21 protein-coding genes are annotated in these 18,261 nt (G+C 44.0%); 10 read left to right on the plus strand and 11 right to left on the minus strand.

The annotated features are described in order from the left end of the window. Nucleotides 1-12 precede the first annotated feature (12 nt). The gene (locus A7D14_RS16810; protein WP_067037220.1) at nucleotides 13-627 is read right to left on the minus strand and encodes a trimeric intracellular cation channel family protein; all 615 of its coding nucleotides are present in this window, start codon (nucleotides 625-627) and stop codon (nucleotides 13-15) included. Nucleotides 628-629: 2 nt separating this feature from the next. After that, complete coding sequence (locus tag A7D14_RS16815) at nucleotides 630-1,355, minus strand: RDD family protein (RefSeq protein WP_067037221.1); 726 nt, start codon at nucleotides 1,353-1,355, stop codon at nucleotides 630-632. Nucleotides 1,356-1,389: 34 nt separating this feature from the next. On the opposite strand from A7D14_RS16815, the gene A7D14_RS16820 reads away from it, so the two are divergent. Genes A7D14_RS16820 through A7D14_RS16845 form a run of 6 tightly spaced genes read left to right on the plus strand, consistent with a single transcriptional unit; the run spans nucleotide 1,390 to nucleotide 7,547 of the window. Next, nucleotides 1,390-2,364, plus strand: a complete 975-nt coding sequence (locus A7D14_RS16820) for a stage II sporulation protein M (RefSeq protein WP_067037223.1) — start codon at nucleotides 1,390-1,392, stop codon at nucleotides 2,362-2,364. Then, complete coding sequence (locus tag A7D14_RS16825; RefSeq protein ID WP_067037226.1) at nucleotides 2,339-3,277, plus strand: hypothetical protein; 939 nt, start codon at nucleotides 2,339-2,341, stop codon at nucleotides 3,275-3,277. Before A7D14_RS16820 ends, A7D14_RS16825 begins: the two co-directional genes overlap by 26 nt. After that, nucleotides 3,274-3,993 carry a hypothetical protein gene (locus A7D14_RS16830; protein WP_067037228.1) on the plus strand — a complete coding sequence of 240 codons (720 nt, stop codon included), beginning with the start codon at nucleotides 3,274-3,276 and terminating at the stop codon, nucleotides 3,991-3,993. The genes A7D14_RS16825 and A7D14_RS16830 overlap by 4 nt, the downstream gene beginning before the upstream one ends. A 2-nt stretch (nucleotides 3,994-3,995) precedes the next feature. Beyond that, on the plus strand, nucleotides 3,996-5,207 hold the full coding sequence (locus A7D14_RS16835) for a DUF4350 domain-containing protein (RefSeq protein WP_176712442.1): 1,212 nt from the start codon (nucleotides 3,996-3,998) through the stop codon (nucleotides 5,205-5,207). A gap of 3 nt (nucleotides 5,208-5,210) precedes the next feature. Further along, nucleotides 5,211-6,209, plus strand: a complete 999-nt coding sequence (locus A7D14_RS16840) for an AAA family ATPase (RefSeq protein ID WP_067037235.1) — start codon at nucleotides 5,211-5,213, stop codon at nucleotides 6,207-6,209. 3 nt (nucleotides 6,210-6,212) lie between these two features. After that, nucleotides 6,213-7,547 carry a DUF58 domain-containing protein gene (locus A7D14_RS16845; protein ID WP_255307483.1) on the plus strand — a complete coding sequence of 445 codons (1,335 nt, stop codon included), beginning with the start codon at nucleotides 6,213-6,215 and terminating at the stop codon, nucleotides 7,545-7,547. Here A7D14_RS16845 and A7D14_RS16850 read toward each other — a convergent pair. From A7D14_RS16850 to A7D14_RS16890, 8 genes are all read right to left on the minus strand, one after another. After that, entirely contained in the window at nucleotides 7,544-8,014 is a 471-nt protein-coding gene (locus A7D14_RS16850; protein ID WP_067037239.1) for a hypothetical protein, read from the minus strand. The two genes, A7D14_RS16845 and A7D14_RS16850, sit on opposite strands and share 4 nt — an antisense overlap. A gap of 45 nt (nucleotides 8,015-8,059) precedes the next feature. After that, nucleotides 8,060-9,001: an NAD(P)H-dependent flavin oxidoreductase gene (locus A7D14_RS16855; protein WP_067037241.1), complete on the minus strand. Its 942-nt coding sequence runs from the start codon at nucleotides 8,999-9,001 to the stop codon at nucleotides 8,060-8,062. Nucleotides 9,002-9,113: 112 nt separating this feature from the next. Further along, on the minus strand, nucleotides 9,114-9,446 hold the full coding sequence (locus tag A7D14_RS16860) for a type II toxin-antitoxin system PemK/MazF family toxin (RefSeq protein ID WP_067037246.1): 333 nt from the start codon (nucleotides 9,444-9,446) through the stop codon (nucleotides 9,114-9,116). Next, nucleotides 9,443-9,685 (minus strand): CopG family transcriptional regulator, encoded by a 243-nt coding sequence (locus A7D14_RS16865; protein WP_067037248.1) that lies wholly within the window; start codon nucleotides 9,683-9,685, stop codon nucleotides 9,443-9,445. Before A7D14_RS16865 ends, A7D14_RS16860 begins: the two co-directional genes overlap by 4 nt. Before the next feature lie 45 nt (nucleotides 9,686-9,730). Next, on the minus strand, nucleotides 9,731-10,921 hold the full coding sequence (gene mnmA, locus A7D14_RS16870; protein WP_067037250.1) for a tRNA 2-thiouridine(34) synthase MnmA: 1,191 nt from the start codon (nucleotides 10,919-10,921) through the stop codon (nucleotides 9,731-9,733). A gap of 334 nt (nucleotides 10,922-11,255) precedes the next feature. Further along, a complete protein-coding gene (gene yidC / locus A7D14_RS16880) occupies nucleotides 11,256-13,124 on the minus strand; it encodes a membrane protein insertase YidC (protein ID WP_067037254.1) in 1,869 nt (622 codons plus the stop codon). Nucleotides 13,125-13,190: 66 nt separating this feature from the next. Beyond that, entirely contained in the window at nucleotides 13,191-14,825 is a 1,635-nt protein-coding gene (locus A7D14_RS16885; protein ID WP_067037255.1) for a CTP synthase, read from the minus strand. Nucleotides 14,826-14,874: 49 nt separating this feature from the next. Then, the gene (locus tag A7D14_RS16890; protein WP_067037257.1) at nucleotides 14,875-15,117 is read right to left on the minus strand and encodes a DUF3820 family protein; all 243 of its coding nucleotides are present in this window, start codon (nucleotides 15,115-15,117) and stop codon (nucleotides 14,875-14,877) included. Nucleotides 15,118-15,163: 46 nt separating this feature from the next. Here A7D14_RS16890 and A7D14_RS16895 point away from each other — a divergent pair, with 46 nt between their 5' ends. Further along, complete coding sequence (locus A7D14_RS16895) at nucleotides 15,164-16,027, plus strand: hydroxypyruvate isomerase family protein (RefSeq protein ID WP_067037259.1); 864 nt, start codon at nucleotides 15,164-15,166, stop codon at nucleotides 16,025-16,027. Nucleotides 16,028-16,038: 11 nt separating this feature from the next. Then, entirely contained in the window at nucleotides 16,039-16,323 is a 285-nt protein-coding gene (locus A7D14_RS16900; RefSeq protein ID WP_067037260.1) for a hypothetical protein, read from the plus strand. A gap of 2 nt (nucleotides 16,324-16,325) precedes the next feature. Here the strand turns inward: A7D14_RS16900 and A7D14_RS16905 are convergent, their stop codons facing one another. Then, nucleotides 16,326-16,517 (minus strand): hypothetical protein, encoded by a 192-nt coding sequence (locus A7D14_RS16905; protein ID WP_067037261.1) that lies wholly within the window; start codon nucleotides 16,515-16,517, stop codon nucleotides 16,326-16,328. A 56-nt stretch (nucleotides 16,518-16,573) separates the two neighbouring features. Between A7D14_RS16905 and A7D14_RS16910 the strand changes: the two genes are divergently transcribed. Together A7D14_RS16910 and A7D14_RS16915 are read left to right on the plus strand one after the other, a co-directional pair. Beyond that, nucleotides 16,574-16,798 (plus strand): helix-turn-helix domain-containing protein, encoded by a 225-nt coding sequence (locus A7D14_RS16910; protein ID WP_067037263.1) that lies wholly within the window; start codon nucleotides 16,574-16,576, stop codon nucleotides 16,796-16,798. 150 nt (nucleotides 16,799-16,948) lie between these two features. Beyond that, the coding region (locus A7D14_RS16915; protein WP_067037264.1) for an NAD-dependent succinate-semialdehyde dehydrogenase at nucleotides 16,949-18,261 on the plus strand (1,313 nt) is incomplete at its 3' end.

Genomic DNA, 18,261 nt, shown 5'->3' on the forward strand with positions numbered 1-18,261 from the left:
AAAGTATTGGAATTATGCTTCCCTTTTGTAGATATTGGGCAACCGTATCCCAAAAAGAACGGCCAAGGTTCTTAGCACAATAACAACCAAGATGGCGGCGATATAGGCATAATCCTCCCGCATGGAGAGCCCCCCCGTGAACAAAAAATAGCTCGCCCCACCCAAAATACAGGCAGTGGCATAGATCTCTTTTCTAAAGATCACCGGAATCTCATTGCAAAGAATATCCCGAAGGACCCCACCAAAACAGGCCGTCATGGTCCCTAAAGCTATGCATACAACGGGCAACAGTTCGGCCTGCAATCCTTTTTCCACCCCCACCATGGTATAGAGTCCGATTCCAATGGTATCAAACAAAAACAAAGAGCGCCTAACGTATTTGAGTTGGTTCACAAAAATGATGGCAAATACAACGGCAATGAAAATGGTAATCATATAGGTGATGTCTGTCATCCACCCTACCGGCGTGTTTCCAATGAGAAGGTCTCGCAGCGTTCCACCTCCAATGGCGGTCACAAAAGCAATAATGAGTACCCCGAATAAATCCAGTCGTTTTTCCATGGCCACCAAAACCCCGGAAATGGCAAAGGCCACGGTCCCCAAAATGTCAATGGTTTGATAGAGCATACTTACATTTTTTGGGTGTAGTAGTTATAATCCTTTAAGACCGTATCCAAAAAAGGAACATCATAAAGTTTGGAATTGGTCTGAAGAATACTTTCCACCTTTACCCGTAGGGCCGTCAGGGTCTTAAAATCCCCACTCTTTTTGGCAATATGAAAGGTTTCCTTGATCAACCGCACATCCTTGTCGGTCAACAAGGTCACATTGGTGAATTGGGGCACGTATTCCTCGCTGATTTCCTCCAAAATGGTATGGGAAACCTTTGTCTTCTTTTTGGTGCTGATCACCACAGTTCCCGCCGCAGCATCACCCACCCGTTGTCTCTTTTCTGAAAACAGGATGCTCAAAATGCCAATAGAGCCCAAAAAAATCCAGATATCCACCAGTCGCAGCATCCATCGCACCAAAAGATTGCTCCAATGCACCGGGGTGCCATCCAAACGTACCACCCGCATTTTCATCAACATTTTGCCCACGGTCTGCCCATTGAAAAGGCTATGCATCAAAAGGGAATAAAACATCGCCGGCAAAAAAATAAGGGCCACCAACCCACGTTGGGTCCAAGTATCTTCATAGATATACCCAATGGCATCGCCAATAAGGTTCGCCAAGTACGCATACATGTACAAGATGAATCCATCGATCAAAAATGCCACAATACGTTCACCAATACTGACAATCTTATAATCTAAGTTGACATTTTGCGTTGTATTGATTTGGAGGTTACCCATATAACCGTAATTTTAACTTTACGAATTTCCACTTATGCGCGAGGCTGCCTTTGTGAAACAAAATAAGGAAAAATGGATTGCATTTGAAAAAGCAATCGCATTGGGCTCCCATACCGACCCCGATGCCCTTGTGGATGGCTACATCCAACTCACAAACGATTTGGCCTACGCACAGACGTATTACGCAGAAAGCAAGACTTTATTGTACTTGAATTCACTTGCGTCGCAGGCGCATCAAAAAATTTACAGGAACAAAAAGGAATCGGGAAACCGTATTGTTGAATTTTGGGCGCGGGAGTTCCCGCTCTTTTTTAAGCAATACCACAAGACGCTATTGGTGGCTTTCCTCATTTTCATTGTGGCCTCTGCCATTGGCTGTATTTCGGCCCTCAACGATTCCTCATTTGTGCGGCTTATCTTGGGGGATGCCTATGTAAACGAGACCTTGAACAATATTGCCAAGGGTGAGCCAACGGCCATTTACAAAAGCGGTAGTGAGATCGGTACATTTTTGGGAATTACCATCAACAATATCCGGGTAGCCTTTTTGGCCTTCGCCTTTGGGGTGATTACCAGTATTGGCACGGCCTATATTTTGTTCAGCAATGGAGTGATGCTGGGGGCATTCATCACCTTTTTTTATACGAAAGGGGTGTTTTTTGAGGCCAACCGGCAAATTTGGCTGCATGGCACCATCGAAATTTCGGTAATCATCATTGCGGGTTGCGCCGGACTCATTATGGGCAACAGCATTTTGTTTCCCAAGACATTTTCAAGACGGGTCTCCTTTATGAAAGGGGCCAAAGATGGCCTAAAAGTAGTGGTGAGTACCATTCCATTTTTTATCATTGCCGGGTTTATTGAGGGGTTCATCACCCGTTATGCCACTATGCCGGATTGGCTGGCTTTTATGATTATTGGGGGATCACTTTGCCTGATTATTTATTATTACATCATTTATCCAATCTTACTAAACCGATCTTATGAAGGACAACTACATCGAACTTAGAATCAATCGCGATTTTGGCGATATTCTTACGGTATACTTTGATTTTTTAAAGCAAAACATTAAAAAATTCACCAATGTTTTCTTGAGCTACAATGGCGTATTTCTTATTGGTCTTTTGATTACCAGTTACTTGCTGGTCAGTGGATTTGTGGGGATGATTTCAGAAAACTCAGGTTTATATGGAGTCAACGCAGGACAAAGTGGTGAAGATACCTATTGGATCTATATTATAGCAGGGGGTATCCTGTTTTTTCTGATTTTTTTAATGGTCGCCGGGTTAAATTTCAGCCTTAGTTCCTCCTATATGATCAAATATGATGAGCATAAAGGCATGGGCTTTGATAAAACTGAAGTCTGGAACCTAACCAAAAATAAATTGGGCCATACCATTGTCTTTATCCTACTGCTGATTCCCATTTACGGCCTGTTTTTTATTGTTTCCATAATTTTTGCCTTTATTCCCTTGTTGGGGATGTTTGCCCAGTACATCATCCAATTTTTTATGACCGCTTGGATAGGGGTTTCCTTTTTTAGTATGCTGAGTGAGGACAAGGGCGTTACCGATGCTTTTGGGGAAGGCTGGAATTTGGTCAGTAAAAACTTTTGGAAATCAATTGGGGTCAATTTTATTTTGGGCCTGCTCAATGGACTCCTCATGTTTATCGTCCTGATTATTCCCGCAATCCTTGTGGGCATCTATACGTTCCATGTAGTGGAAAACAATGTGGATGTAAGCGGTATCGTATCCACGGTGGTGTACACCCTGGGTCTTTGTGCACTGCTCATCCTCATGGTTTACGCCCAATGCCTTTCACAATTCATTAATGGGATTCTTTTCTATACATTGCATGAGAAAACCTATAACCTCAACACACGCAGTAAAATTGAACAAATAGGACAGTCCGAGCAGTGATCCAGCATATTGCCACCATATTCCTTTTGTTTTGGGCTTCTCTTTCTTTGGCCCAAAACGATTCCATTTCAATACCTATTGATGAAGCCTCCACCTTGTCCGAACGGCAAATCAATGGGGATCTTAGCCAAAAATACACAGGCGAGGATTTCAATTATGATGTAAAGACCGGGGAATCCGCCAATCTCTTGGCTCGTTTTATCCGATGGGTTTTGAACGGCCTTGGAGAGACTTTTGGTTTGGACATTTCGCCCCAGACCTTGCTCATTCTGGAATATACCATTTACGCGCTCATGGGTGCCTTGGTCATTTACTTATTGGTTCGGGTGTTCATCAATGAAAAATTCAGTGCCATTTTCTCCAAAAAAGCCAAATCCATTGTCGACATAGATCTAGCCGAGCACCATATTGAATCCATAGATTTGGATGCGCTTATGAATGATGCCCTGAAGGATAAGGATTATCGGCTTGCGGTCCGGTACCAGTTTCTCAAAATCTTGAAACTGCTTTCCCAAAAGAACCACATTGAATGGCATTTTGAGAAGACCAATGTGGATTATGAACGGGAAATACAGCAAAACAACCTCCAACAGGAGTTTAAAAATGCCTCCTATCTCTACGAGAACATCTGGTACGGTGAACAACCCATTGATGAAATTGGCTACACCAAAACCAGTTCCCGTTTCACCCGATTGAACAATTTAATACAGCAATGACCATGGACCGTAGATCTAAAATAGTCATTGCAATATTCGCCGCTGTGGTCGTGGGTATCATCATCACTGAAATAGTACGGCCCAAACCCATTAATTGGAGTCCCTCCTACACTTCAACAGATAAAATTCCCTTTGGATGTTATGTACTTTACAATGAATTGCCCACAATTTTCCCCAATGATTCCATTAAAACGGTTGAAAAAAGTGTGTACGATGTTTTAGTAGACCGGGATACCACCATGGCATCAAACTATATTTTTATCAATGAATATGTTGAGCTGGACAAACAGGAAACCAACCAACTTTTGGATTATGTAGATCAAGGAAATACGGTTTTCATCGCCGCCACAGGTTTTGGTTGGCCTTTATTGGACACCTTGAACATCACCATTGCTTCGGATTACAACCTCAAGGAAGGCACCGCTATCTTGAACTTGACCCACAATACATTCAATAACGAGGAGTTTAAGTTGTCTCGTGGGATGTTCAACTCCCATTTTACCAGCATCGACTCCACCAACACTACCATTTTGGGCCAAATCACCTATACCAAGGAGAGCTTTTTGGAAAATCAACCTGAAGTAAAGGTGACCAGACCCAATTTCATCAAGACCCCGTTTGGCAAAGGCCACTTTATCATCAATAGTACCCCACAGGCCTATTCCAATTTTTATATGCTGAAGGGAAACCAGGATTATGTGGCGCACACCTTTTCCTATGTGCAGGATACCGGTCTGTTGTATTGGGACAATTACAAAAAATCGGGACGCATCATCATAAATTCGCCCATGCGCTTTGTATTGACACAGCCTGCTTTAAAATGGGGCTACTATCTGGGCGTTTTGGGCATTTTGTTGTTTGTCCTTTTCCGAGGAAAACGGGAGCAACGCATCATCCCCGTTATAGAGCCCTTGAAAAACTCCTCGGTGGAGTTTGCCCAAGCGGTGGGATCCTTGTACCATCAAAATAAGGACTACACGGACCTCATCCATAAAAAATTGAACTATTTTTTGGCGTATCTGAGAAATCGGTACCATATTGATACCTCCCAACTCGATGAAAAGACCATTCAAGTTTTGGCCTTAAGAGCGGGCAAAGAAGTGGGGGAAACCAAAAATTTGATTGATTTTGTCCTGAACCTAAAGAACAAAAGCACCCATACAGAACAAGACAGTATAGAACTCAATAAAAGAATAACCGCATTTAAGCAGTGACACATGGAAGAACAAGAACAACAGGACGACGCACTACAATTCAACAGCCGGATTGACCTGACCCAACTACAGGAGGCCGTTTCCCAGATAAAATCAGAATTGGGAAAAGTGATCATTGGCCAACAAGATATGATCGAATTGCTGATTGTATCCATTTTGGCCAACGGACATTCACTCATTGAAGGTGTTCCCGGTGTGGCCAAAACGGTGACCGCCAAATTATTGGCCAAGACCATGAATGTGGATTTTAGCAGAATCCAGTTCACTCCAGATTTGATGCCCAGTGATATTTTGGGAACATCCGTTTTCAATGTCAAGACCTCTGAGTTCGAGTTCAAGAAAGGGCCCTTGTTCTCCAATATTATCCTGATTGATGAAATCAACCGTGCCCCTGCCAAAACGCAGGCTGCCCTTTTTGAGGCCATGGCGGAACGACAAATTACTATGGATGGTACCGAATATGCCATGAAACCACCTTTTTTGGTATTTGCCACCCAAAACCCCATTGAGCAAGAAGGTACCTACCGATTGCCCGAAGCTCAATTGGACCGATTTCTCTTCAAGATCAATGTAAACTATCCTTCTTTGGAAGAAGAAATACAAATTTTGGAAAGCAAGCACGAGCAAAAGAATAAAGTGGATGAAGAATTGATCAATAGCTTACTTTCGGGTCAACAGATTGCGGACTACCAGAAGACCATCAAAGAGATCATTGTTGAAAAAAACCTGCTCAAATATATCGCCTCCATTGTGGACAATACCCGAACCAATGCCAATCTATATTTGGGGGCATCGCCAAGGGCTTCCATCGCCATTATGGATGCATCAAAGGCTTTGGCCGCCATGAATGGTCGGGATTTTATTACGCCGGATGATATTAAAAAAGTGGCCGGTCCGGTTTTGGGGCACCGAATTATGCTGACCCCGGAACGGGAAATGGAAGGGTTGACTTCGGAACAGGTAGTGAATCAAATAGTGGACAGTATAGAAATTCCTAGATAATCCGTGAGGCGACTTTTTAGACCCATATATCTGCAAAAACGGTTCTTTATAGCCCTGATGGCCATCATTATTGGCTTTCTGGTTTCCTATATGGTGCCGACTTTGTATGGTGCCATAAAAGTTGTGTTTTTTGTTTTTCTCCTTTTGTTGATGGTTGACATTCTTCTTTTGTTTGCCTCAAAAGGAAAGATTGAAGGAGGTAGGATTTTACCCGACAAGATGTCCAATGGTGATGACAACCCCATTCAATTGAAGCTGGCCAATACCTATCTTTTTCCCGTTACGGTGAAAATTATTGATGAGATTCCGTTCCAGTTCCAAAAGCGGGATTTTGGCCTGACCAGCAAGATTTCCAGTGGAGGCAACAAAGCTTATGATTACCAACTGAGACCCACGGAGCGAGGTGTATATTCCTTCGGAAGTTTAACTATTTTTGCTATTTCACCCATAGGCTTTTTGGCCAAAAAATATTCGTTTGACCAAGCCCAAGAGGTGCCGGTCTACCCCTCTTTCCTGCAATTACAGAAATACGATTTGATTGCTTTTACCAATAGGTTACACGAATATGGTCTGAAAAAAATTCGTCGTATCGGTCACACCATGGAGTTTGAACAGATCAAGGATTACGTTTTGGGCGATGACATCCGAAATATCAATTGGAAGGCCACCGCTAAAAGAGGCCAGTTGATGGTCAACCAGTACCAAGATGAGAAATCACAGCCCATTTATTCCGTGATAGACAAAGGGCGGGTGATGAAAATGCCCTTTAACGGGTTAAGCTTATTGGATTATGCCATCAATGCCACTTTGGTGATCAGCAACATCGCCCTCAAAAAACAGGATAAGGCCGGAATGTTCTCTTTCAGCAACAAAATCGAGAACCGGGTGGTGGCCGAACGGAGAAGCTCCCAAATGAACCTGATTTTGGAAACACTCTACAATCTGGACACCAATTTTATTGAAAGTGACTTCAGCCGACTGTACATTGATGTGAAACGTAACCTCAACCAACGGAGTTTATTATTGCTATACACCAATTTTGAAACCTTGGATGCCCTGCACAGGCAACTCCCCTACTTGTTGGCCATGGCCAAACAGCATTTATTGGTGGTCATATTTTTTGAAAATACCGAGCTGAATGAATTTGCGGAAAGAAAAGCCAATACGGTCCATCAAATCTTTGAGCAGACCATTGCCGAGAAATTCATTTATGAAAAAAGGCTCATTGTAAACGAATTGCGTAAACATGGTATCCAGACCATTTTGACCAAACCGGAAAACCTGACCATCAACACCATCAATAAATATTTGGAAATAAAGGCCAGGGGGCTAATTTAATTTTGAAGAAAGCCATAAGAAAGACCCAATGAATGTAAGGACTGTGGTATGGTTTCCAACACCAATGCTTCGGTATTCTTTTTTGGGTTGAAGTCAAATTTTTGTTCTTCTCTTTGGGTGTAGTTGCCCCGAAGTCTTTTTTTATCCCGCTTTTTGGAAAAGAGGTCTATGGTAACGCCTACTGTGACACCGCCTAAAACCGTTGCGGCCAAATCATCGTTGTCCCAACCATTTTCACGCTGTCCCGAATCCACTGCCTCTTTGGCAACCCCAATCAAGGCACTCCCGGCCACAGAGCCCACGAAGGTCCAGACCCGATTTCCATCTGATGCTTGTTTGGCTATTCCAGCTCCAGCAAGACCAAAAAGATTACCACCCAAAAAATGGAGTGCTTTGTCCCGCTCAACCTGACCATAGCCATGCAGAGCGAGCACAAAAAGGAGTAGTGTGGGGATTAGTGTTCTCATTGCGCGGGCTAAATGTATGAAAAGTTATTGAGTAATACCCCTATTTTAAAGGCCTTGCACCTCTTTTTTGGCCAAATTGAACTCTGTCATGAGATTTTGAACAATATCTGCGGCTGGTTTAATATCATGGATCAGCCCAGAAACTTGCCCGATTTCCAATTCGCCTTCATCCATATCACCTTCAAACATGCCTTTTTTGGCCCGTGCCCTTCCCAATAACGTTTTCAACTCCTCCACGGTAGCCCCTTTGGCATAGGCTTCTTGCACATCATGATAAAATTTATTTTTGAGGAGTCGAACCGGAGCCAATTCCTTAAGGGTAAGGTGGGTATCCCCTTCTTGGGCTTTGACCACCCATTGCTTAAAATGTTCGTGGGAAGAAGCCTCAAGGCTGGCCACAAACCGACTTCCCACCTGAACGCCATCGGCACCGAGCACCATGGCCGCCAACATGGCCCTTCCCGTGGCAATTCCCCCGGCAGCAATCAGGGGAATGTTTATTTTCTCCCGTACCGAAGGAATCAACACCATAGAGGTGGTCTCGTCCCTTCCATTGTGTCCGCCTGCTTCAAATCCTTCCGCAACAACGGCATCCACACCCGCTTCTTGGGCTCTCAATGCAAATTTTACACTGCTCACCACATGCACCACGGTAATACCTTTCTCTTTGAGAAAAGGGGTCCAAGTTTTGGGGTTTCCAGCGGAAGTGAACACAATCTTGACCTTTTGGTCGACAATAATTTGCATCAACCGGTCAATATCGGGATAGAGCATGGGAACATTCACCCCAAAAGGTTTGTCCGTGGCTTTTTTACATTTTTCGATGTGTTCTTGGAGTACTTCGGGATACATGCTGCCCGATCCCAGCAATCCCAATCCACCCGCATTGGAAACCGCCGAGGCCAAGCGCCAACCACTGGCCCAGACCATCCCTGCCTGAATGATGGGATATTGTATTCCAAAAAGTTGTGTGATTCTGTTTTTCATATATAAAAATGGAAACTTCTGCAAATTACGCAATACCTCCCAGAGCCTACCTACTCGTCGCATAGGCACCAAGCGTAAAACTGACCTTCGGCAATGGGCTTTGGAGGTTTATTCAATATTTCAAAATATCATTTAGCGTGTTCTTTATTTTTTGTAATTCCGAAGAGGAAATTACCCCTATTTTCCGTTTAAAGCGGTCTTTTGATAGCGAACGAATGTGAAAGACCATTATTTCTGAAGTTTTTAACAAACCATTTTCTTGGGATGGCACCAACACCGGATTTCCCTCATAATTATGCACCGAGGTGGTTATAGGGCAGACTACCACTATATTCAAATTGATATTGAGCGTGTTTCCACTAATGATTACCGCTGGTCGATTGCCCGCTTGCTCGCTTCCCTTTACAGGGTCAAAATATACTTGCCATATATCCCCTTGCTTCATTTTTCGGCCTCTTCAATCATCTTTAGGTATTCGGCCATGCCCTCTTCTGCCATGAGCAATACATTGGGATCATTGGATGCCTTTTTATATGATTTAGCATACTTTGCCCGCTTCAATTCATCCAAAAAAATTACCAACGCCCGTTCAATTATTTTGTTCTTGGGCTGTTTCAGCTCCTTGGATGTTTCAGCAAGCCTGTTTAGAAGTTCATCGGGGAGCGACGAAGTGTATGTTGCCATTTTAATTTGTATTTATATTCTGTAAATATAAAATATAAATACAAATTACGCAATAACCCCAGACCCAACCAATTCATCATCAATATACCAGGCCACAAACTGCCCTTCGGTAATGGCGGATTGTTTTTCCTTGAAGTCCACATACAGCCCATTCTCTATTTTATAGAGCGTAGCGGGTTGCAAGGGTTGTCTATATCGAATACGCGCCATGACTTCCATGGTTTCATCCACTTTTAAGGCCAAATCGGGGCGCACCCAATGCAGCTCATCCTCATTCACAAAAAGGGTGTGGCGGTATAATCCCGGATGCAGTTTTCCCTGTCCGGTGTAGATGATGTTTTTCTCCACATCGGTATCAATGACGAACAAAGGCTCCTTGGTTCCGCCCACATTGAGCCCTTTTCGCTGTCCGACGGTGAAATAATGCGCTCCTTGGTGCTCCCCCACCACTTTTCCATCGGTTTCTGAAAACAAAGGCTTTTCAGCATTGAAGGCCAGTTCTTCCCTTTTATTCTGAAAATTGGGTACGGCAACCGAGAATTGTGAGGCATCCGTGGGCACTTCCACAATGACTCCCTTCTTGGGGCTCAACTTTTGTTGTAGAAATTCGGGCAAATGCACCTTTCCCACAAAGCAAAGTCCTTGGGAATCTTTCTTGTCCGCGGTGATCAAATCGTTTTCTGCGGCAATCTTTCGTACCTCGGGCTTGGTCAACTCACCAATGGGGAACAACGCTTTTGAAAGCTGCTCTTGTGAAAGTTGGCATAGAAAATAGGACTGGTCCTTGTTCTTGTCCGCCCCGGCCAAAAGTTGGTAGGTTTCGGTGCCATCAGCATTTTGGGTAACCCCTTTTCTGCAATAATGACCTGTGGCCACATAATCTGCACCCAATTGCAGGGCAATCTTTAGGAATACATCGAATTTTATCTCACGGTTGCAGAGCACATCTGGGTTGGGCGTCCTTCCCTTTTCATACTCGCTGAACATATAATCCACAATGCGCTCCTTGTATTCGGCACTCAAATCCACCGTTTGGAATGGAATACCGAGCTTTTCGGCCACGATCAAGGCATCATTACTGTCCTCCACCCATGGGCATTCTTCGGAAATAATGACGGAGTCATCCACCCAATTCTTCATGAAAAGGCCAATTACCTCGTACCCCTGCTCTTTTAAAAGATAGGCGGTAACGCTTGAATCCACTCCTCCAGAAAGTCCTACAACAACCTTTTTCATTGCTATTGATTATGGGTACAAAAATACAAAATAGTCTTCAGTGATGGTAGGTAGTCCACAGTTTGGCCTTTGCCTTACAAAGTTGGGCGAATGGCTTTGAAAAGTATTTTTTACAGCCCATTTATCGATAGGGAATTACCGTTCATCGATGACACATCAAAAGGGCACATTTTACCATACAAAAAACCGCATTTTGACAACTATTTATTTTTTAACCAGCCACAATACCGCATCTTTGGAGTCCCAAATCTTTCCAAACTATACCTACAAATGGAAAACTCCCCCAAGAACTTGAGGGAGTTTTTTGTTTTGGAAGCACCTTGATTTGGTTCTGTTAGCGCTTTCCTATTTTCTTCTGCTCCTCGGCCTGTTCCATCATTTCACGCATCTTGCGCTGGAACTTGTTCTCTTTTTTCGGTTTTTTCTTGTTCTCCTGGATTTGGGCATGGATCTTATCCTCGTCCAAAATGTAGTTCTTTATGGCCAACATGATAAAGATGGTAATGAGGTTGGAAACAAAGTAGTACAAACTCAACCCACTGGCGTAGTTGTTGAAGAAGAACAACATCATAATGGGTGATAGGTACATAATGAACTTCATGTTGGGCATACCGGGCTGTTGTTGCATCTGCATGCTCTGCCCTGTGGTCATCATCATGTAAAAGAAAATGGCCACCGATGCCAAAATGGGGAAAAGACTCACGTGATCCCCATAAAAAGGAATGGTGAAAGGCAATTCAAAAATGGTATCGTAAGAAGACAAATCCTCTGCCCACAAAAAGGGTTTTTGACGCAAGGCGAAGGACGTTGGGAAAAACATAAACAGTGCATAGAAAATGGGCAACTGCAACAATGCCGGGATACATCCGCTCATGGGACTAACGCCAGCTTTGTTGTACAGCTTCATGGTCTCTTGCTGCTTTTTCATGGCGTTGTCCTTGTACTTCTCGTTGATTTCCGTGATCTCAGGCTTCAACACCTTCATCTTGGCCTGTGAGAGATACGACTTATAGGTCACCGGGGACAGTACCAAACGCACAATAATGGTCATCACAACAATGGCAATACCAAAAGGCAAGAAAGAACTCAAGAAGGTATAGAATGGTGTAAAGATGTAGCGATTGATCCATCCAAAGATGCCCCAACCAAAGGGAATGGAATCTGCCAGTCCCAGCTCTTTATAGTCATCCAATATTTTAACGTCTGTTGGACCGTAGTACCAGTGCATGTTTTGGGAAAGCTCCCCCCCATTAAGCTCCAAAGGGGCCTTTGTACTATATTCCTTGGTGAAGAGAACGTCTTTGCCCTCCTCCTCCACCAAATTCTTGGAACTGAGATTGGCAGTTTTAAAGTGATTGTCCGTTGCCAAAATGGAACTGAAAAAGTGCTGACGGTACGACAACCATTTTACATCTTCCTCGGTCTCTTCGTCCAAATCACTACTTTCGGATAACTTGCTGATCTTATCATCCTCATGGTTGTACGTCAAACGGGTGTAGCGGTTTTCGTATTGTACACTTTGATCCTGACGAATGGCTTTGAGGTCCCAGGTCAGTTCAATGGGTCGGGTACTATTGATGACTCCGTTCAATCCTTGGGAACGCACTGTAAAATCCACCAAATACTCACCGGGTTTCATCTCATAGCGATATTCCAAAAATTGGGAATTGGAAATCTTGGCCTTCATGGAAAGCACCTGATTGTCCCCGTTTTTGGTCAATGATGGCTCAAAATAAAGATCAGCGGTATTGAGCACCCTATTGTCATTGGTTGAAAAATTAAGGGCAAAATTGGCATTGCCATCCTTCACCAAATATATTGGAACGGAATCATGGGTGACATAATCCTTCATTTTGGCCTCCACAATCTGTCCACCTTTATTGGCCACTTCCAAAAACAGCACCTCATTTTCCAATTGGGTCGTTCCTTCAGAAGCCTGGGTGAAACCAAATGCCCCTACGGAACTCTTATAATTGGCCACTGCGGTGGAATCCTGTAAATTGATGGGTTCTGATTGGTTTATTGGAGTGGTGTCGACTTCTTCCTCAACCTTTTTAGCTTCGGCCTCAACCTGTTCCTGTTCTGCTTTTTGTGCCTCCAACTCTTCTGGGGTAGGCTGATTTTGGTAAAACATAAAGATGAGTATCCCAAAAATCAGTACAAATCCAATAATGGAATTGATATCCAGCTTCTTCTCTTCCATGAAAATTATTTAGTAGAAATCTTTAATCGGTCTTTCAGGTGGCAAATATATGTCCAAAACCGCAGTTTATGCCAAACTGGCATTCTTTTGTTTCTGTTTTTGGGTCAATACAGCCTTTACAAACCCCACAAAAAGGGGATGTGGGCTGGCCACGGTACTTTTGTATTCCGGATGGTACTGCACCCCAACAAACCATGGATGTGAAGGTATTTCCACCACCTCCACAAGTCCTGTTTTGGGGTTGAATCCAGAGGCCACTAATCCCGCTTTCTCCATTTGCTGCTTGTATTCGTTGTTGAACTCGAAACGGTGACGATGGCGTTCCGCAATGTCGGTTGCGCCATACACTTGGTGTACCAAACTACCTTCGGTCAGATGGCAATCCCAAGCACCCAAACGCATGGTACCGCCCATATCCTTTATGGATTTTTGCTCTTCCATCAAACTAATGACGGGATACGGGGTGTCATTATCCATTTCCGTAGAATTGGCACCTTCCAAGCCCAAAACATTGCGGGCAAATTCAATTACGGCCATTTGCATGCCCAAACAGATGCCCAAAAAGGGAATATCATTCTCACGGGCGTATTGTACGGCCTTTACCTTACCTTCAATACCGCGTTCCCCAAAACCCGGGGCCACCAGAAGACCATCCAGTCCCATCAATTTCTTATCGATGTTCTTGGCGGTAAGGTGTTCGGAATGGATGGAACGCACCTCAACCTCAACTTCATTCGCCGCTCCAGCATGGATAAAGGCTTCCTGAATGGATTTATAGGAATCCGGGAGCTCCACATATTTTCCAATCAAGCCAATGGTGACTTTGTTCTTTGGATTTTTGTGTCGTTTTAAGAATTCTTTCCACTGGTCCAAGTTGGGTTCGGTATCATTGGGCAAAGCCAATTTTTCCAAGGCCACGGTATCCAGACCTTCCTCCTGCATCAAAATTGGTACATCATATATGGTGGAGGCATCAATGGATTGAATCACGGCCTCTTTCTTCACATTGCAGAAGAGGGCCAGTTTTTCCTTGATGTCATCTGATATTTCATGTTCGGTACGGCAGACCAAAATATCGGCCTTGATACCACTTTCCATCAACGTTTTTACGGAGTGCTGGGTGGGTTTGGTCTTCAACTCGCCCGCTGCCGATAAAAACGGAACCAAGGTCAAATGTATGACAATGCCATTGTGTTCCCCCAGCTCCCAAAGCAATTGTCGCACGGATTCAATATAGGGCAATGACTCAATGTCACCCACTGTACCGCCAATTTCGGTGATCACAATATCATATTCGCCGCTTTTGCCCAAGTTTTGGATGCGTTCCTTGATCTCGTTGGTAATGTGGGGCACCACCTGAACGGTCTTCCCCAAAAACTCCCCTCGGCGCTCTTTTTCAATGACACTTTGGTAGATTCTACCGGTGGTGACATTATTGGCCTGCGAGGTGCGAACGTTCAAAAAACGCTCGTAGTGACCCAAATCCAAATCGGTTTCGGCCCCGTCATCGGTCACATAACACTCGCCATGTTCGTAGGGATTTAATGTTCCGGGATCAACATTGATGTAGGGATCTAATTTTTGTATGGTGGTTCGGTAGCCCCTGGCCTGTAGCAGTTTGGCCAAAGATGCGGCGATGATTCCCTTACCCAATGATGAAGTAACGCCTCCCGTAACGAAAATGTACTTGGTCTGTGACATATTAGTCTTTCTATTACGGGGCGTAAAGTTACAAATTGCAGCGCATAAATTAGGAGGATTTCTTGGGAAATTCTTTTTGCAGCTTTCGTATGAGCGGTTCCAAGTTATTATCCTTGATGGTGAGCATGGTGTTCAGGTAGTTGCCGAGCTTCCCTTCGGGAAAGCCCTTTTGACTGAACCAGACCAAATACGGCAAGGGCAGATCCACCAAATAGCGCCCCTTAAATTTGCCAAAGGGCATTTTATAGTGGGCCAGTTCCAAGAGTTGTTTTGAATCGGGCTTGATTTCCATTTGTAGGTCTAATGTACTATCTTTCGCTGAACAATCTATTCCCAAAATGAAACGAAGAAATTTTATTGCCACTGCCGCTGCGGGTTCCGCGGGTTTGGCATCGGTCTCTGGCTTTGCGCAGGAGAAAGGTGCACAGAAAGATTTTAAACTGAAGCACAACATCAACCACAGTGTATGCGAATGGTGTTTTAACGATATTCCCTTTGAGGAGTTTTTAAGCACCCTGAACGAACTGGGCATCAAGTCCATTGACCTTGTGGGTCCCGATAGATGGCACATCCTAAAAAAATACGACATTCATTGCTCCATGTGCAACGGGGCCGAAATTAATTTGGAACAGGGGTGGAACAACCCCAAGTACCACGAGCAGCTGATAAAAAACTATACCGAAATCATCCCGAAAGTGGCCGAGGCAGGCTATACCAACCTTATCTGTTTTAGTGGAAACCGCGATGGCATGAACGATTATGTAGGATTGCAGAACTGTGTGGATGGACTTTCCAAGATCATACCTTTGGCCGAAAAGCACGGCGTGGTGATCCAGATGGAGCTTTTTAACCAGCAAAACCACCCCGATTATATGTGCGACAGCTCGCTTTGGGGCGTGGAACTCTGCAAACATTTGGGTAGCGACAATTTTAAATTGTTATACGATATCTACCACATGCAAATCCAAGAAGGGGACATTATACGCAGTATACAGAACTACCACCCCTATTTTGGGCACTACCATACCGCTGGGGTTCCCGGGCGACACGAGATTGACGAAATCCAAGAACTGTACTACCCCGCCATTATGAAGGCCATTTTGGCCACTGGCTTTACCGGACACGTGGCCCAAGAGTTCATTCCAACTTGGGATGACAAGATTGCGGCCTTAAAAGATGGGTTTATGCGGTGTGATGTTTAAATGTAACCACCATGATACTATTGATCGTTAAAGTAAAGAGTCCCCTATCTGAAGAAGAGCTGTTGCGCAGGGCCAAGGAGCGTGAACCTCAGTTCAAGGCTTTTCCGGGGCTCGTGCAAAAATACTACGTAAAACGAGGCGAAGGATTGTACAGTGGCATTTACATTTGGGAGTCCATGGGAGCGTTGCAAGCGTACAAGGAATCTGATTTGGCGAAAAGTATACCCAAGGCTTATGAAATGTCCGAACCACCCGAGATTGAGGTGATGGATTTGCTGTTTCAGTTGAGGGATTGATGTCATCTTAAGACTCGGGCAATACTTTTTAATGCCGTAGCCACTTCCTGTATTTCAACACGGGAAAAGGTGTTCTCTTCCACATAAAACAACATTTCCACGGCCAAATCCAGCCAATTGGCCAAAGTTTCGGGTGTACCGTATTGGTCTTCGATTATTTGGGACAATTCATCCAATTGATTTTTATTCAACATGGGATAGTACGATATATAGGTCTATAAATCTAATCAAAATATGTGACTTTAGACCTATGACTAAAATTAGAGATGAAAAATACCTGAAAGCCCTTGGTAAAAGAATCAAGGAAATCAGAACCCAAAAAGACATCTCTACCTATGACCTCTCCTACGAATCCAACATTTCTAGAAGTCAAATAAATTCCATTGAAAAAGGCGATATCAATACTTCAATTTGCACTTTGAAATCCATTGCAGATGCTCTTGGAATGAAAGTCAGGGATTTAGTTGATTTCTGACCGTTCTTCGTCATTTTTTAAAAATATTAGGGTTTTATTATAATTGTTTACCCAAGATAAAGCCTGCACAAATGGTATCTTTAAGCAAAGCGAGGCATGATGTTGTTTATCGTCCCTCTTACAAGACCTAGTACCAACAATCCTATTTGCATGCTTAATTCCATAAACCCATACACCCTAAAAGAAGTTTACAACACAGAAGAATTCACAATGAATCAGGTCAATAAAGCCATTGACAAGGCAGGTGAATGCTTTACATCTTGGAGGAAACGTTCATTTTCTGAAAGAAGCCGCTTAATGAACGCTGCTGCGGAAGAGCTCAAACAAAACAAAAGGGAGTATGCCGAAGCGATTACATTGGAAATGGGAAAACCAATCAGTCAATCCATCGCAGAGGTTGAAAAATGCGCTTGGGTCTGTGAATATTATGCTGAAAATGCCAAAGAGCAACTGGTCAACAAGACCATAAAAACCGATGCTCAAGAAAGTTATGTAAGTTATGAACCCTTGGGTCCCGTTTTGGCGGTAATGCCATGGAATTATCCCTTCTGGCAGGTGTTCCGGTTTGCGGCTCCAGCATTGATGGCCGGGAATGTGGGTCTGTTGAAGCATGCCAGCAATGTGATGAAAAGTGCCGCCAATATTGAGAAAGTCTTTGAGCGGGCTGGTTTCCCCGAAGGATGTTTTACCAATCTCCCCATCAGTAGTGCAAAGGTTGAGGACATCATCAAGAACAAAAAAATAAAAGCGGTAACCCTTACCGGGAGCATGCCCGCGGGCAGTGCCCTGGCTTCCATTGCGGGGGCAGAAATCAAAAAATCCGTTTTGGAGCTTGGCGGAAGCAATGCGCTTGTGGTTTTTGCCGACTGCAATATAGCAGCAACCCTAAAAACATGCGTCCAAGCACGCTTTCAGAACACGGGGCAAAGTTGTATCGCCGGAAAGCGTTTGCTTTTGCACAAATCCATTGCAGCAGAGTTCACCAATAAATTTGTGGAAGCCGTTCGGGAACTCAAAAGTGGTGACCCCATTGACCCTGAAACCTACATTGGTCCCATGGCGCGGGTAGACCTAGCCAAAGAACTTGAACAGCAATTACAACAATCTGTGGAGCAAGGGGCAAAAATTCTGTTGGGGGGCAATCGGAAAGATGCCCATTTTGAGCCGACCGTTGTGGGTGATGTAACCCCTAGCATGTCCATTTTCAAGGAAGAGACCTTTGGCCCATTGATTGGCATCACCGTTTTTGAAACTGCTGAAGAAGCTGTAAAATTGGTCAATCAAAGTGATTTTGGATTGGGGGTTTCCCTTTTTACTGAAAATATTGAGGTAGCAAAAGAACTCATTCCCCAGTTTGAGGACGGGGCCGTATTTGTAAATGAATTGGTGAAAAGTGACCCACGACTGCCTTTTGGGGGCACCAAAATCTCAGGGTATGGTCGTGAACTTTCGGTGGATGGCAT

The sequence above is a fragment of the Allomuricauda sp. CP2A genome, assembly GCF_001683915.1.
Classification (GTDB): domain Bacteria; phylum Bacteroidota; class Bacteroidia; order Flavobacteriales; family Flavobacteriaceae; genus Flagellimonas.

Excerpts from the sequence above, each read along its gene's own strand:
- A7D14_RS16810 (WP_067037220.1), bottom strand. The coding sequence starts at position 627 with ATGCTCTATCAAACCATTGACATTTTGGGGACCGTGGCCTTTGCCATT.
- A7D14_RS16815 (WP_067037221.1), bottom strand. The coding sequence starts at position 1,355 with ATGGGTAACCTCCAAATCAATACAACGCAAAATGTCAACTTAGATTAT.
- A7D14_RS16820 (WP_067037223.1), top strand. The coding sequence starts at position 1,390 with ATGCGCGAGGCTGCCTTTGTGAAACAAAATAAGGAAAAATGGATTGCA.
- A7D14_RS16825 (WP_067037226.1), top strand. The coding sequence starts at position 2,339 with ATGAAGGACAACTACATCGAACTTAGAATCAATCGCGATTTTGGCGAT.
- A7D14_RS16835 (WP_176712442.1), top strand. The coding sequence starts at position 3,996 with ATGGACCGTAGATCTAAAATAGTCATTGCAATATTCGCCGCTGTGGTC.
- A7D14_RS16840 (WP_067037235.1), top strand. The coding sequence starts at position 5,211 with ATGGAAGAACAAGAACAACAGGACGACGCACTACAATTCAACAGCCGG.
- A7D14_RS16850 (WP_067037239.1), bottom strand. The coding sequence starts at position 8,014 with ATGAGAACACTAATCCCCACACTACTCCTTTTTGTGCTCGCTCTGCAT.
- A7D14_RS16855 (WP_067037241.1), bottom strand. The coding sequence starts at position 9,001 with ATGAAAAACAGAATCACACAACTTTTTGGAATACAATATCCCATCATT.
- A7D14_RS16860 (WP_067037246.1), bottom strand. The coding sequence starts at position 9,446 with ATGAAGCAAGGGGATATATGGCAAGTATATTTTGACCCTGTAAAGGGA.
- A7D14_RS16865 (WP_067037248.1), bottom strand. The coding sequence starts at position 9,685 with ATGGCAACATACACTTCGTCGCTCCCCGATGAACTTCTAAACAGGCTT.
- mnmA (WP_067037250.1), bottom strand. The coding sequence starts at position 10,921 with ATGAAAAAGGTTGTTGTAGGACTTTCTGGAGGAGTGGATTCAAGCGTT.
- yidC (WP_067037254.1), bottom strand. The coding sequence starts at position 13,124 with ATGGAAGAGAAGAAGCTGGATATCAATTCCATTATTGGATTTGTACTG.
- A7D14_RS16885 (WP_067037255.1), bottom strand. The coding sequence starts at position 14,825 with ATGTCACAGACCAAGTACATTTTCGTTACGGGAGGCGTTACTTCATCA.
- A7D14_RS16890 (WP_067037257.1), bottom strand. The coding sequence starts at position 15,117 with ATGGAAATCAAGCCCGATTCAAAACAACTCTTGGAACTGGCCCACTAT.
- A7D14_RS16895 (WP_067037259.1), top strand. The coding sequence starts at position 15,164 with ATGAAACGAAGAAATTTTATTGCCACTGCCGCTGCGGGTTCCGCGGGT.
- A7D14_RS16900 (WP_067037260.1), top strand. The coding sequence starts at position 16,039 with ATGATACTATTGATCGTTAAAGTAAAGAGTCCCCTATCTGAAGAAGAG.
- A7D14_RS16905 (WP_067037261.1), bottom strand. The coding sequence starts at position 16,517 with ATGTTGAATAAAAATCAATTGGATGAATTGTCCCAAATAATCGAAGAC.
- A7D14_RS16910 (WP_067037263.1), top strand. The coding sequence starts at position 16,574 with ATGACTAAAATTAGAGATGAAAAATACCTGAAAGCCCTTGGTAAAAGA.